The sequence below is a fragment of the Marinovum algicola genome, assembly GCF_900109145.1.
Lineage (GTDB): Bacteria > Pseudomonadota > Alphaproteobacteria > Rhodobacterales > Rhodobacteraceae > Marinovum > Marinovum algicola.
On record NZ_FNYY01000001.1, the window covers coordinates 1 to 14,726 of the forward strand.

General features: G+C 66.5%; 8 protein-coding genes. 1 reads left to right on the forward strand and 7 read right to left on the reverse strand.

The window, feature by feature from the left end; all coding sequences use genetic code 11:
* Nucleotides 1–324 (forward strand): integrase core domain-containing protein (locus tag BMW90_RS00005; protein ID WP_139211136.1); only part of this gene is annotated, 324 nt, incomplete at its 5' end.
* A gap of 15 nt (nt 325–339) precedes the next feature.
* Here the strand turns inward: BMW90_RS00005 and BMW90_RS00010 are convergent.
* From BMW90_RS00010 to BMW90_RS00040, 7 genes are all read right to left on the reverse strand, one after another.
* Nucleotides 340–957 (reverse strand): ABC-type transport auxiliary lipoprotein family protein, encoded by a 618-nt coding sequence (locus BMW90_RS00010; protein WP_074834188.1) that lies wholly within the window; start codon nt 955–957, stop codon nt 340–342.
* A gap of 1 nt (nt 958) precedes the next feature.
* On the reverse strand, nt 959–2,797 hold the full coding sequence (locus BMW90_RS00015; protein ID WP_048529547.1) for a PqiB family protein: 1,839 nt from the start codon (nt 2,795–2,797) through the stop codon (nt 959–961).
* A complete protein-coding gene (locus tag BMW90_RS00020) occupies nt 2,794–3,399 on the reverse strand; it encodes a paraquat-inducible protein A (RefSeq protein ID WP_074834189.1) in 606 nt (201 codons plus the stop codon). Before BMW90_RS00020 ends, BMW90_RS00015 begins: the two co-directional genes overlap by 4 nt.
* Nucleotides 3,396–4,055: a paraquat-inducible protein A gene (locus tag BMW90_RS00025; RefSeq protein ID WP_244526405.1), complete on the reverse strand. Its 660-nt coding sequence runs from the start codon at nt 4,053–4,055 to the stop codon at nt 3,396–3,398. The genes BMW90_RS00020 and BMW90_RS00025 overlap by 4 nt, the downstream gene beginning before the upstream one ends.
* 217 nt (nt 4,056–4,272) lie before the next feature.
* Nucleotides 4,273–5,481 (reverse strand): multidrug effflux MFS transporter, encoded by a 1,209-nt coding sequence (locus BMW90_RS00030; protein ID WP_074834191.1) that lies wholly within the window; start codon nt 5,479–5,481, stop codon nt 4,273–4,275.
* A gap of 138 nt (nt 5,482–5,619) precedes the next feature.
* Nucleotides 5,620–13,827: an RHS repeat-associated core domain-containing protein gene (locus tag BMW90_RS00035; RefSeq protein WP_074834192.1), complete on the reverse strand. Its 8,208-nt coding sequence runs from the start codon at nt 13,825–13,827 to the stop codon at nt 5,620–5,622.
* 30 nt (nt 13,828–13,857) lie between these two features.
* Nucleotides 13,858–14,703 (reverse strand): phytanoyl-CoA dioxygenase family protein, encoded by an 846-nt coding sequence (locus tag BMW90_RS00040; RefSeq protein WP_074834193.1) that lies wholly within the window; start codon nt 14,701–14,703, stop codon nt 13,858–13,860.
* Nucleotides 14,704–14,726 lie beyond the last annotated feature (23 nt).

Sequence of the window (14,726 nt, forward strand, 5' to 3'; positions counted from 1 at the left end):
TGGCATTACATCGCACCGGGAAAGCCAATGCAGAATGGGTTCGTCGAGAGTTTCAACGGGCGGATGCGCGATGAACTGCTCAACGAGACCATGTTCCGCAACCTGGCACACGCGCGCGTCGTGATCGCCGCATGGGTCGAGGACTACAACACCGAACGCCCGCATTCGGCCTTGGATTACCAGACCCCGGTCGACTACGCGCGGACCCTGACCACCGCAATCGCCCGTCCCGCTGCGCGAGATGATAGCTCCGCGCGTCGGGCGATTGCTCAACCTGCGCCAACCGGCGTAAACACCAATTGGGCTCCGGTCGCGGCTGGATGAAAGTTCAGTGGCAGGTCACGACGCCATGTCCCGGGCGATCTGTTCGGAGAGGGTGGTCAGCGCTGTTGCCTGTGCCGCGGCGATGGCGGCGGCGGTCTTGACCGGCAGGGCCACAACGATGTCGAACACCCGTGCCTTGTCGGAAAGCGGGGCCGGGACGATCTTGGGCGGCGCGTCGGGGTCGTCGAAATTCTCGATCGGATCCGGCGTCTCGGAGCCCATGAAATACTGCCCCGACATCCGGAAGGTATCGGATTGGGTGGCGATGAAGGTTTCGATGCGGATATCGATCACGCCCTTGGGCGGTTCGGGCAGGGGCCAGGGCTCGGGCGCCACCCGGGCAGAGGTCATGGTGTTGAGATTGCGCGAGATGATCAGCGTTGTGGCGCGCTCGGGCTCATCCGCCCAGAGTCCGAAATCGCTGGCCAGAACCTCGCCGCCCTCTCCCTGAACCGCGATTTTCTGATCGGCGGCATAGGTCGGCAGAGACACCGTTCGCACCAGCACCGTTCGCACCACCGAGTTCACCCGCAGTTTCGACGGCGCGGGCTCGAGCAGGTATTGCGGTTCGGTGTCGGCACAGGCGGTCAGGGCGGCCAGCGCCAGGGCGGAAAGGAATTTCGCGGCTGTCATGTCATCGACCTATAATCAGGGAATTCGGGTTGCGCTGAATGGTGCGCGCCAGGCTGCGCAGGGCGTCGGCGGCTTCGCTCACGTCGCGCAGGGTGGAGAGCGCACCGTTGATCAGCCTTGAATTGTCGCCGTAGGATTCGATTACCTTCTCGGTGCGGGTGGCAAGCGTCGTCAGCCGTGCGGTCAGCTTGGGCAGTTCGCCGGCGGCGGCCTCGACCGCATCGGCCGCGTTGGCGGCGGAGGCAAAGACGTTGTTGACGTTCTCGGTCGCGCCGCTTTCGCGCAGGCCGGCAACGATCAGGCGGACCTCTTCCAGCGTCGCCGTGGCCTCGTCGAGCGTATCGGTCAGCTCCGGCGTGATGGTGCGGAATTCTTCCAGGGTCGATGTAACCTCGGGCTGAAGCGCGCGCAGGTCGGCAAGCGTGGCATTGATGCCCGGCGCCACGGCGCGGATGTCGTCAGAAGCGACCAGCGCCGAAGCATTGTCGATCAGCCCCTGCACCGAGGCCAGGACCTCTTCGATCGGCAGGTTGTTGATCCGCTGAAACACGCCTTCGGCGGTGGCGTTCAGATCGCTGACCTCGGCCTCGATGGTGGGCAGTTGCGGAATGCCCATCTCGGTCATCACGATCTCGGCTTCCCCCTCTTCGTCGATCGGCAGCTCGATCAGGTCGACCACCAGATCGCTGGACAGCAGGCTGGCGGTGGCCAGCCGCACGCGCAGCCCCTCTTCGACATAGACGCTCAGCAGGTCCAGCGCTTCCTCGACGCCGTCCTCGTTCGACAGGCCGAGGCGGGACGGGATGATCGCCAGCATTGCGCGCATCCGCACGACCTTGCGGCCGTCACGTTCGCCGGCGACCATTGCCACATTGTCGACTTCGCCGACCGGCACGCCGCGAAAGCGCACCGTCGCGCCTTCGGCCAGCCCGCCCACGGTGCCATCGAACACCGCCAGCGCCCGCAGCCGCTCGGCGGTGGGATCGTTGAGCAGGCTCGAGCGCGCGGCGCTTTCGTCGGCATAAAGCGGGAATTCGGTGCCATCGGCCACCGCGTCGCCACCGGGGACGAAAGTGTCGAAACTGATCCCGCCCTGCACCAGCGAGGCCAGCGACGAGAAATTCAGCGAGACGCCGGAGGTGTCGAGCGAGACCGAGACCCCGGAGATATTCCAGAACCGCGTGTCGCTGGTGATGATCTCGTCATAAGGGGCGCGGACAAAGCCGGTGATGATCACCTGCTCGCCGCCTTCGGCCAGGTCGGGCGCTTCGACGGTACCGACCGGGATGCCCTTGTAGAGGATCGGCGCGCCGGCGATGATCGAATTGCTGTCGCGGGCGCTCAGCCGCACGCGGGTGCCGTCTTCGTCGGGATTGTTGATCGGGGCGTTTTCCAGCCCGTCAAATCGGGTGCGGGCGGCGCCGGCGGTGCTGTCCCACTGACCGACGATGTAGACGCCGGACAGGACGGTGTTGAGGCCGGTGATCCCCTGGGCCGAGATCTCGGGGCGCACCACCCAGAACTCCGCGTTCTCGTCGAGATAGGGCGCGAGATTGCGGTCGATCCGCACCGCGGCGATGACTTCGCCCAGATCGTCGGAAAAGCGCACATCCTCGACCAGCCCGACGGTCACGTCGCGATAGCGCAGCTCGGTCTTTTCGGCGGCAATGCCGGAGGCGCTGTCAAAGGCGATCTCGATCAGCACACCACGTTCGGCATAGGTCTGATAGGCGATGCCAAGCGAGACCGCGAGCGCGAGAATCGGCACCAGCCAGACCACCGAAAAGCGCGGGCCACGGGCGCGGCGCACCACCGGGTCGGCTGCTTTTGGCTCGGTCATTGCGGCTCCTCATCGGCATCCCAGATCAGCTTCGGGTCAAAGCTCTGGGCCGCCAGCATTGTAAACGCGACCGACAGCAGAAAGCTCACGGCGGCAATTCCGGGGTTGATGGTAGCGACCGAGCCCAGCTGGACAAGAGCCGAGAGGATCGCCACCACGAAAACGTCGATCATCGACCAGCGGCCGATGAATTCGACCACCTCATATAGCAGGTGGCGCTGATGTACACGGTCCGGCCGCGCCCGGCGCAGGCTGAGCGCGAGATACCCGATGGCGATGAACTTGCCGATCGGAATCACGATGCTGGCGAAGAACACGATAAAGGCCACGCCGTAAGAGCCGTAATGCAACAGCTCGATAGCGCCGCCGATGATGGTGCTTTCGGATTTGTCGAGCAGGGTCGAGGTGCGCAGCATCGGATAGGTATTGGCCGGGATGTAGATGACGATCCCGGCAAAGAGCCAGGCCCAGACCGTCTGAAGCGAGCGGCGGCTTTGATGGGGCAGGGTGTCGCCGCAGCGGGCGCATTCCTCGGCGCCCCGGCGGTCGACCCGCCCGCAGGTGACGCAGGCCACCAGCCCGGCTTGTCGTGCGGTTGTCATTGATCGGTGGCCTCGAGCGAATTCCAGATCGTGTGGCGGCACATGCTGGTGTCTTGCAGAACGGTAACCACCACAAAGCCTGACATGGCCCAGAAGGCGGGGCCGAGGTTGAGCGTCGCAAGCCCGCCGACCTTGACCAGCGCCACCGCGACGCCGACGATGAAGATCTCGGCCATGGACCAGGGTCGCAGCCGTTCGGCCAGTCGAAAGGCCGCCTTGGCATGGGCGTAAGGCTTCCGGTCGCGCATCAGCGGCAGCAGCGTGTAGATGATCGCCAGCAGCCGGAGGAAGGGGATCAGCACGATCAAGAGCGCCACCACCACCGCCAGCGGCACCATCAGCCCCGAGGAAAACACCTGAATCGCATCCAGAATCGAGGTGCGGTTGTGGATGCCGCCGGCCTGAAGATCGATGAAGGGAAAGAAGATCGCGGCGGTCATCAGCACGGCCGAGGTCATCGCCAGCGCCAGCACCCGGGCAAAGGCGTCCGAGCGCGGTGCGGCGATCACATGGCCGCAGCGGTGACAGAGCGCGATGGAGTTTTCGGGCACCTCGGGCTCTTTGTAGAGCGTGTCGCAGACCGGACAGGCATAAAGCGCGTTGCCCGTCGCTTTCTCGGGCCGCTCTTCGGTCTGCACCATGTCGTTTCGTTCCAACTTCCCGCTGCCCCGCGATCTGGCTGTCCATAACCAGTCGCGAACAGCCGAACAGAGAGTAGTGCGCCACCCGCGTGCTGTCCACTCTGCGCCACGGCGGGGCGATCACTTTTGGGCGGGGCGGCGGGTGACCTTGCGGAATTTTGGCGCGGTGATCCGAGGGGTGCAAGACCCTTGCCAAGCGGCTCAGGAACCCCAAGTTCGCGACGGCAAGGGCTCAGTCCGGGCGGCCGCGGTTCGTCCAGTACATGACGCAGCAGGCGGCGAGCCCGAGCACGGCAAAGCCGGCGATCAGCGGGGTCACCGTGCCATTGATGCGGGCGCTGATCGCCGCTGCCAGGGGCAGCGACAGAAAGGTGGCGAGCGAGCCGACAAAGGCCGCGCCGAGGCCCGCCATATGGCCCAGCGGTTCCAGCGCCAGCGCGTTGAGATTGCCGAAGGTAATGCCGACGCAGAAAAACACCGAAAGCTGCCAGAGGATAAACAGTAGCATCGGGGGCTGACCGCCATAAAGCGGCAGAAGCGCCCAGAAGCCAAAGGAGAGGCCGGTCAGCGCCACCAGCGCCAGCCCGGTGAGCCGGCGCATCCCGAGCCGCATCACCAGCGAGGCATTGACGATCGCCGCCGCCCCGAGCGCGGTGGAGGCGAGGGCGAAATAGGCGGCAAAGAGCTCTCCGACGCCGAAGACACCCTGAAAGATCTGCTGCGCGGCGCCGAGGTAGCCGACGAACATGCCGTACATCAGCCCGGCGGTCAGCGTATAGCCCAGCGCCACCCGGGTCCGCAGGATCTCGCGCAGGCCGGCGGCGATATCGCCCAGCCGAAACGCCCGCTTGTCCTCGGGGGCCAGGGTCTCTCTCTGCCGCAGGGCAAACCAGCCCACGACCGCCAGCGCCAGCACCACCAGCCCGGCAAAGGTCGACCGCCAGCCGCCCAGCAGGATCAGGCCCTGGCCCAGCGCCGGGGCGACAACCGGCACGATGATGAAGGCGGCCATGACGATCGACATGATCCGCGCCATCGCCCGGCCTTCGTATTCGTCGCGCACCATGGCGACAGTGACGATGCGCGGCGCGGCGGCGCCGAAGCCCTGAAGCACCCGCCCCGCCAGCATGATCGCCCAGCTCTCGGTGAAGGCCGAGACCAGGCAGCCGAGCACAAAGACGCCGTAGCCGGCATAGATCACCGGCTTGCGCCCGAAACTGTCGGCCAGCGGCCCGACGATGAGCTGGCCACCGGCCATGCCGAGGAAGAAGGCGCTGACGATGTAATGCCCGTCGGTGAGCTTGGGCGCGCCGAGATCGGCGCTGATCGCCTCGAGCGCGGGCAGCATGATGTCGGTGCCGAGCGCGCCGATCGAGATCAGCAGCGCAACCAGCGCGATATATTCGGCAAAGGCCGGTCGGGGCGGTGTCGGTCGGGTCATCGGGGGCTGCGGCCTTTGTCATCTGACGTCCGCCCTCTCCTAGACCCTGCGGCAGGGAAAGGCCAAGGCCTGTTCTCCCGTTCCCCGGGGCCCGCTTGCCGCGCTGTTGCCGGACAGCGGCGGCAGAGGGCGCCGGGGTCAGATCACGGCCATGGCTCCGATGGCGGCAAAGGCGTCCTCGGTGGTTTCCTTGCCGGCGCTCTTGGCACCGACCGCCCCAATCGAGCCCCAGACGGCGCCGCTTACCGCGGTGTTCACCAGCCCCTTGTCGAGCGGGTCGCCGTTGACCGCGTTCCTGGTCACGCTGACCGAGATGCCGATGGCCTCTTTCTTGGCGGTGTTGATCAGCACGCGCTTGCCGAACTCCTTGAACCCCGCCTTGTAGGCCGGCCCCGCCGTGCCGGCGGTTATCGCGGTCGAGACCGCACCCCAGAGCGCGCCGCTGACCACGTCGAACCCCGGCGTGACATTATGCGCCACGTCGTTGAGCGAGGTAGAAACCGCGCCGCTCACGGCGCCGCCAACCGCGCCGAACCCCGCCTTGATGCCATATTCGACGACGGTTTGCGTCGCCTTGCTGGCGGCCTGAACCGTCGCCGTGGCCCCGGCGCTGGTCGCCGCGGCGGTGCCCAGCGCGCCAAAGCCGAAGGAGATTGCCCCGGCCACCGCGCCGACGCCCATCGAGATGCCGTATTCCTTCCAGTCAAAGCTCTGGACGTTGAGCACCGAATAGATGATCGAACTGGCGCCGGCGCCATAGAAGAACCCTGCGGCCGCGGCCAGCGCCACCGCCGCCGGCGTCGCCAGCCCGCCGGTCACCACCTCGAGAACCCCCGCCACCACATCGATTGCCACGCCGATCAGAATCTCGACCGCGCCGATGATCACCCCGGCAATCGCCGAGAACAGGCTGCCGATCGAGAACCGGCCGTCCGGGTCGACATAAAGCACCGGGTTGTTGGCGGCATAGGTGTAGGGCGAATTGAACTGGCTCATCGGATCGGTATCGAGGAACCGGCCGATCTGGGCGCCGTAAAAGCGCGCCGGCGTGTCATAAAGCCCGAGATCGGCATCGAAGCGATGGCCGGTAAAGCGCAGGTTGGTGGCGTTCAGCGCCGGGCCGGAACTGCGCGAGACGGTGCCATAGGGCAGATAGTCGAAATCGGCCACCACCGCGTTCTTGTCATCGAGCAACCGGCGGACCGAGCCGAGATGGTCGCGCAGGATGTAGTAGACCTTGCCGTTGTGGCGCAGCAGGGCAAGTCCCTGCGGTCCGAAACCATAAAGCATCTCGTCGCGCGGCGCCTGTTCATAAAGCGGCACGTTGTCGGCGCCATAGGCATAGACGGTCTGCTCCACCGCGCCATTGTCGCGCGGCACGGTCTTGAGCACCCGCCGCCCGGTCGCGCCATAGCGATAGGTCACGTCATCGCCGCCCGCGACCCGCGCCGCCACCGGCCGCGAAATGCCGGGATCGTGGTCAAAGGCGATCTCGCGGCCGTTCTCGAACGGGGTGCCGACGGTCTTTGACGTCTTGGCCGCGCCGTTCTTTGTGTAGGTATAGCGCGCCACCTCGACGTCGCCGCCCCCGGTCACGTCGCGCAGGGTCTTGAGCCGCTGGGTCTGGGCGACATAGGTGAACGCGATCTCGCGCGTGCCGAGATTGGCGGCGCGCATATTGCCGTTGGCGTCGTAGCGCACCGGGCCGTCGGTGCCGAGGCTCCATTCCGGCTCGGCGGCGCAATCCGCCGTCTCGATCTCGCCCAGGCCATTGTAGGCATAGGCAAAGTCATGCGCCGGGGCGCCGCCCGCCGCCGGATACCCGGCCTTGGCGATGACCCCGTCGTAGTAACCCGCCCCCTTGTAGCCGCCGGCGGTATAGCTCAGCTCTTCGGTGAACAGCGCCGCCGTGGCGGTGCTGTCATGCAGCCGCGTCGGCCAGAGCGGCGGGTTGTAGGCATACTCGCGGTCGCTGGGCGTGCTGCCGTCGCCGGGGCGCTGCTCCGCCTCGGGGCGGCCATCGGCGCGATAGGCATAGCGGATCAGTTCCTCGTTGCCGGTCTCGCCCTGCGAGATCGTGCTGACCCGGCCCAGCGCATCGTACCGATAGCTCAGCCGCCAGCGTGTGCCCTCGATGTCGCGCGGATATTGCACCGCCAGCGGAGATCCCTGGGCGTCAAAGGCATAATCGGTCTGCCGGTCGCCGCTGACCCCGGTCACCGCCTGACGGATCTGCACGGTGTTGCCGAAGAGATCGTAGCGATAGCTGTCGCGGCTCGCCGATGTGCCCTCGTCGCTCTGGCTGGTCTCGACCTGCGTAAGCCGGCCGATGGCATTGGCCGCCGGATCGGTGCCGTCCCAATGCTGGCGCTTGCGCCAGGTGTCGGGCGTGGCGGGCCAGCCAGGGGCCTCGGTGGCCTTGGCGGTCAGGGTCTTGCGATCGAAACTGCCGGTCAGATAACCGTTCTCCAGCGGTCGGCCCAGCCGGTCATAGGTCCAGTAAAGATAGGTGCCACCGGCGGCGCCCTCGGGGTCTTCCATGAAGCGAAGATCACCGGCATCGGAATAGACGAACTGGCTGCTGCCGGTGCGGCCGATGGTCTTGGTCAGCGGCCGGCCGGCGAAATCGAAGCTCTGGGCGATCACCCAATCCTCGGGCAGGCTGTCGGCGGGCGGATCGAAGTAGTTGGGCTGGCGCCGTTCGACCGGATTGCCGGCATCGTCGTAGATCACGAAGCTGGTGATCAGCTGCCCCTTGGTCCGCTCGGCCGATTGCACCACCACCTGGCCCAAGGTGGTCGAGATCGTGGTGGTCACATTGCCGTTGGGGTCGGTCACCGTCTCGCGCAGGTAGCCGGCGATCGGAAGGCCATGGCTGCCATCGTTGGCGCCATAGGCGATGCGACTGTCATGCGCGCCGATGGCAAAATCGGCGCCGGGCAGGCCGGAGGCCACGGTGCGCCCCAGGGGCGAGGCCTCGAAGACCTCGCGGGCATAGGGAAAACCGCCGTCGTCGGGATAGGCCTCGGCGACACGGCCGGTCATCTGGCCGCTGGTCCAGTCGAGCCTGGCCATGTCCGGCGTATAGGCCAGCAGCGGGGTCTTGTCCGAGGCCGCGATCCAGGCCGGCTTGGCCTTGACGGCGAGCCGGCCCTGGCTGTCGGCGAGAAACTGGCTCACGGTCATCCGCTCGTGTTCGAGCCCCTGCTGTTGCAGCGGAATGCCGGTGGTGTCGGTGTAGTTCACGGCCGCTGCCGGCGCATGGCCCAACGCGAGGTCGGAGATCTCGACCTGGCTGTCGAAATGCAGGGTCAGCGCGCCGGTGATGGCGTTGTCGAAGACCTCGCTGAAGATCACCTTGCCGTCGATGCGAAAGACGAGGCTGCGCTTGTGAACCAGCAGCTGCCAGACCCCGCCCACCCGATGCACCGCGACCTTTGCCTCCTCCGCGTCGTCCAGCGGGGTGAGCACATAGCGATAGTCGGCGCCGGGCGGATGGATCTCCTGCACGCCGGTTTCGGGATGCCGGGCCACCCGCGCATCGCGGGGCAGGTGCAGGCCGCGCCGGGCAAAGGCGGTGACGATCTGCGGCGGGACGGTGGCGGGGGCGCCGCTGCGCAGGCTGGCCCGGGCCTCTTCGGGCAGCGCAAGCGTCATCACCCGGTCATGGCCGGTCAGGGGTTCGCCGCTGCGCGCCTTGGCGGTGCCGGGGCCGGTCAGGTTCCAGAGCCCGGTGGCGGGGTTCCAGTCGAGCTTGACGCTGGTTCCGACGCTGATCCCCAGCGCCCCGACCGGCGTCGTCACCGGCCGGAGTTGCGCGCCAAGGGCAAAGCCGCGCGCCGGATCGGCGGTGGCGGCGGTCAGCGTCGCCGGGCCCGTGGCGCCGGCATTGGTCAACATACCGCCGCTCGATTGCCAGTCGCCGGCGGCACCCGGGGCCCAGGTTGCCCGCCAGGCGCCGCCGCGGGTAAAGGTCTCCATCCGCCCGCCCGACGCCGGGCGCAGCACCGCCTGGCTGTTCGGGTCGGCGGGGTCAAAGCTGCCCTCATGGCCGTCGCGCGACTGGTAATGCGTGGCAATCTCCGACAGTTCGTCGCGCGCATTGGTGCGCAGGACCACCCGGCCGAAGGGATCGTAGCGGCTGCGTGAGGTCACGCCATTGGCCTCAAGCTTGGCGTCGGGCAGCCAGAGCCGGGTGTCGAAACCGGTGGCCGACCAGGTGCAATCGCCCGGCGCGATACAGAGATTGTCGACCAGAACCGGGGCCTCGGTATTGGCATTGGTCAGGCTGACGGTGATGTCGGATTTATCCGCCGTCAGGTCGAAACCGGCGGCAAGATAGAGCCAGTCGCCGCAAGGATCGGGGAAGGGGCTGCGCGCCGTCAGCGTGCCGTTGACGACAACGGTCAGCTCGGCCGCGCCGGCGCTGGTGTCGAAGCCCTCGGGCCGCTTGACCCAGGCCGAGACGATCATCCGCCCCTTGCCCCGCGCGATCCAGTTGCGGCGCAGCGCCTCGGTGCCGGTGGCCGCGCCGGGGTTGAGCCGGATGGCACGGGTGCCGGTGTGGGCGTCGATCTCGCCCTGGGCCGATGGCGGCACGATCTCGGCGCCGCGGCCCAGGCTCCAGCCATCGGGCGCCTCATAGGGTTCGGCCCCCCAATAGCTGGCCCAGCCCGCGCTGCGGGCGGCGCCGGGGAAGCTGGCCACCAGATAGCGGCTATCGCTGTCATAGACAAAGGACGAGGCGGCGCCGCGCGCGTCGATCTGCTCTTCGATCAGCAGGCTCTTGGCGCTGCGCGACAGGATCTCGGCTTCGCGCACCCAGCCGGCATTGGCGCCGCCGGAATAGTCGAAATCCGGGGTGCTGCCCTCGGCCTTCCATTGCCAGGACCCGCTTTTGGCCAGCCGTGACGGGGCAGCCCCGGCGGACCAGTCCTTCCAGGTCGTGGCCTTGCTTTCGATCACCGTGACCTTGCCGCTGGCATTGTCGGTGACCGCCCGATCCATCCGCGCGATGGCCGAAAGGTAGTGCCGCGCTTCGAAGGCCACCTTGTACTCCGGCACCTCGTGGGCAAAGACCAGCGACTTGGAGAGCCATTTCCGGTTGCCCCGGCTGTCGTGGTAATCCTGCCGCCGCGACCTTTCGAGCCCGCTTTCGCTGTCGAATTCGGCAAAGCTGGTGACGGTCACCGCATCGCGCGTGGTCCGGGTTTCGACCGGCTTGGCATAAGAGCCGAAAAGCTGCCGGCCGCCGGGGCCCTTGGTGAAAACCTGCCAATAATTGAGCTGCTCGGCCACCAGATCGCCCCGGGCATCGAAATCGCGCCGTGCAAGTTCGACCCCGTTGAGCGTCTGGTCATAGTTCAGGATCCAGCCGGTGGGATATTTCAGGCTGTCCTGTGGCGAAACGCCATTGGAATAATAGTATTCCGAGCGCCCGTCGGGCTGGTTGCGCGGCAGATCGTTGCCTGTGGTCTTGACCCCGGTGACAACCGAGACCTCGGGATATTGCGCCAGCCCGGTGCGGGTGTCGTAAGACACGATGGCGGTCGACGAATTTGCATAGATGAAGCTTTCGACAAAACCCTGATCGGGGTCGAAAGGGTTGGCGATGGCGGTCCAGGCCACCGGCGTGTCACGGGCAAAATCCTCGAGCACGCCATTGTCGAGGTTGATCAGGGTGAGCGATCCGGCCTGGTCGAAGTCCTCGGCCGAGGGGTAGGTCACGAGAAAGCGCAGGCCGGCCAGGTTGCTGCCCGGCCCGGCGGCATCGGCCGGCACCGACACCTTCTGCGGCCCGCCCGGAAGCACCTGCACCGGACCGATATCGCCATTGCGGGTGGCGACGATATAGCTGTGGGCGCTGGCGTCGTCGCTGTCCTGAAAGGCGATGTAATTCGGCGCGCGGTTGGCGACGCTGGCCTCCGGCCCCAGCCCGGTGAGTTGTTGCGACAGGGCCCGCCAACTGCCGTCGGTTCGGTTGAAATAGACCGTTTCGCCAATGGTGAGATAGCTGCCGAAAACCGTCGCCGCGCTGCCCGATTGCACCACGTTGGGCTGTGGCTGCCAGGCGGCCGAGGCTGGCTGATTCGGATCGAAGCGCAGGATTTCCGCCGTCGTGCGCTGGGCGCCGTCGACCGTGACAAAGGCGGTGGCATCGATCTCCGAGGCGAAATTCGGGCGCTCGCCCGCCGCCAGCGTCAATGTCTTTTCGACCCAGTTCACATTGGCGCTGGCGCGCTGGTCGCCGCCTTCGTTGCGCAGGTTGATCAGGTTGTTGTTGAGATAGTTCTGCGAGGCCACGGTCTGAAAGACATTGTAGGCCGCGGTGCCATTGTCGACCGCTGCCGTCTCTTGCATTGTTTTCGGGCTGGCGCCGTTGATTGCGGCGAAGCGCTCGTCAAGCTGATGCACCGCCACCGCATAGTTGATCGCGCTGACCGAGGTGCTGGTGACATAGGTGGTGGCAAGATAGCTTGATTGCGCCACTACCGCCAAGAGCCGCTGGCCGTTCTCTTCGGCAATATCGACATTGGCGGTGTGCCAGCTGCCGCCCGGCTGCCAGCTTCGGTCGGCGGCGCGGTAGAAGGTTTCATAGCCGATGCGTCGGGTCTTGGCGTCCCAGGTGGCGGCGACGTAATAGGTGTCAAAGGCGGCGAGGGCGAAATTGCCATTGGCGGTGGCCTGCGATCCCGAGGGCCGGATCGGCGGCGCCGACCAGGCCTGCCGCTGCCAGTCCCAGGAAAAGCCCTGATAGACCCCGGCCGAGAAATCCAGATTGCCCGCGATCACGTAATCGCGGCCGGCGGCATAGACCGATCTGCCGCTCTTGCCCGCGCGCAGGTCGAGATAGCGAACGCCCTGCACATCTAGCGTCCAGGCGCCGAAAACCGCCGGATCGGGCCGGAACAGGCAAAGGACATCACGGTTGCCCTGGGTATCGCGGCCAGAGACCGCCAGATAGCCTTCCTGCGGGCTGGCCCAGAGGCTTTGCGGATCGATCTGGGCATTGCACAGCGCGGCCGGGGTGATATCGACACTCTGCCACCTGCCATTCCAGGTCGAGACCAGAAGCCGGAAGCCGTTGGCGCCGGTGAAACTGGTCAGCACGTAATCCGGCCCATGCCAGACGCCGGGCGTCGCCTGGCCCAGCGGGTTCTTCAGCGTCGTGCGCCGTGGCGCATCCAGCACCAGTTCCTTGTAGCCGACGCTGGCCTCGGCGCCGCCGGGATAGGTGATCTTGATCAGCGCGCCGGGATTCACCGCCGAGGTATCATTGTCATAGGCAAAGCGCATCGAGGGCAGCACCCGGCCCTCCGGGCTCCACTGGAACACCGAGGTCAGCACCCGTTTCCACATCAGGTCGCGCGCCGGATCGGTGGTCGCGGCGAGATTGATGAAATCATAGGTATAGGTCAGCCCGTGGATCTGCCGGCCCTGGGCGTTGAACACCTCGACCCGTTCCAGATACAACGTTTCGTAGACATCCTGATAGGCGTTTGGCGCGGGTTTGCCAGAGTTGGCGGCGTGATATTCGACGATCTGCTGCGGGCTGGGATTGCCGGCGCCGTATTTCTCGCCATAGACGAATTTCACCACCCGGCCGAGGCTGTCGGTGATCTGACTGACATAAGAGGCCTGGGTATAGGTCTTGCCGCCGCGGTCGCCCACCGCCACCTCGGTGGCGCGATATTCATAGCTGACGGCATCGCCCGCCACGGTCTCGGTCCGGGCCAGATTCCAGGCGCGGGCATAGCGTTCCTGACCGTCGAGGCGGCTGGAGGAGCCGGTGAAATTGCCCCAGCGCACGCCCCATTGCACCGCGTTGGCCGCGCCCCGGCCGCCATAACTGTGCACGGTGCCGTCTTCCTTGACGATGCGCCAGCTTTCGTCGGCCGGATCATAGGTGATCTGCCAGAACTGGAACTGCCTGAGCTGATAGCTCTGCCGCCCGGCGCTGTCGGTGCCGGTGCAGATCATCGGGTTGGCGCTGCCGCCGGCGATCAGGAAATGCCGGTCAGACGCCGGGCTGCCATTGCCCGAGGTCTCCACCACGATGCGCTCGACCGGCATCTGCCAGCCAAGACCGAGAATGCCGGTGGGCGCGTCGAGGTTCCAGGTCTCGACATCGCGGGCGATATTCGAGGAATAGAGCGCCGAGACCTTCACATCGAGGCCCTTGCGCCCCTCGAGTGTCAGGAAATCGATCGGCAGCGAGAGCGTGCCGCGGAACTGGTTGACGCTGGTCTTGATGTCGCCCACCGCCGCGTCGTTGAACTCGAAAGAGCGGATGGCCGGCACATTGGCCTTGTCGGGGCTGGTTTCGGCAGGGGATTGGCGGGTCATGGGCGGCTCCGTCTCACGATGGGATATGGCTCAGGCGTGGGCCGCGACCGGGCGCAGCGCGCGGCGCAGGCGGGCCTCGTCAAGCGGCTCGGGATCGCCGGCGAGGGTCGCCAGGTGGCGGCCCTCGGCCGGGCGCATGCCGATGGTGTGCTGGCGATAGAAATCCTCGGGCACCTGCCAGACCTCGACCTGATCGGGATTTCCGCCATGGTCGCGGTGCACATAGAACAACGGGCTTTCCGCCGGGATCGCCACGCCGGCGGCCACCACGCGCGGCCGATCGGAAAAGTTGGGCGGCGAGCCGTGAAAGGTGCGGCTGTCCATCAACAGCACCTCGCCCGCGCGCATGGGCAGCGCCTGCATGAATTCGCCCTCGATCACCGGGATCAACTCGCGGTAGGGCAGGCCGGAAGGCTCGCGCCAGTTGGAATTGAGCAGATGCGACCCGGGGGCGAGGCTCAGGCAGCCGTTTTCCGGGGTGACGTCCTGCAAGGGCGCCCAGATCGACAGGGCGAGATGGCCGGGGCGGTTTTCGTCGACAAAGCTCAGATCCTGGTGCAGCCCGACGCTGGAGCTGTCGCTGTTGGCCGCCTTGGCGGCGACCGAGCCGACGATGATGCGGAATTCCTCGAGCACCGGCAGCACGCGCGCCCGCCAGATCTCGGCCAGCGCCGAATGCACGCCGGCCCGCATCGCCAGATCGTCATGCAGTACCGAAGCCATGAAGCCATCGTCATGCGCCTGGGCCACGCGGTCATAGACCGCGCGCAGGGCGGCAAGGTCGCCTTCGGTCAGGAGCGGCAGCACGACATAGCCGTCGCGGCGCAGCAGGTCTTCGGAATGCGGGTCCCTGAGGGCGCAGCGCGGACGGGTCATGGCGGTCTCCTTGATTGTCGGTC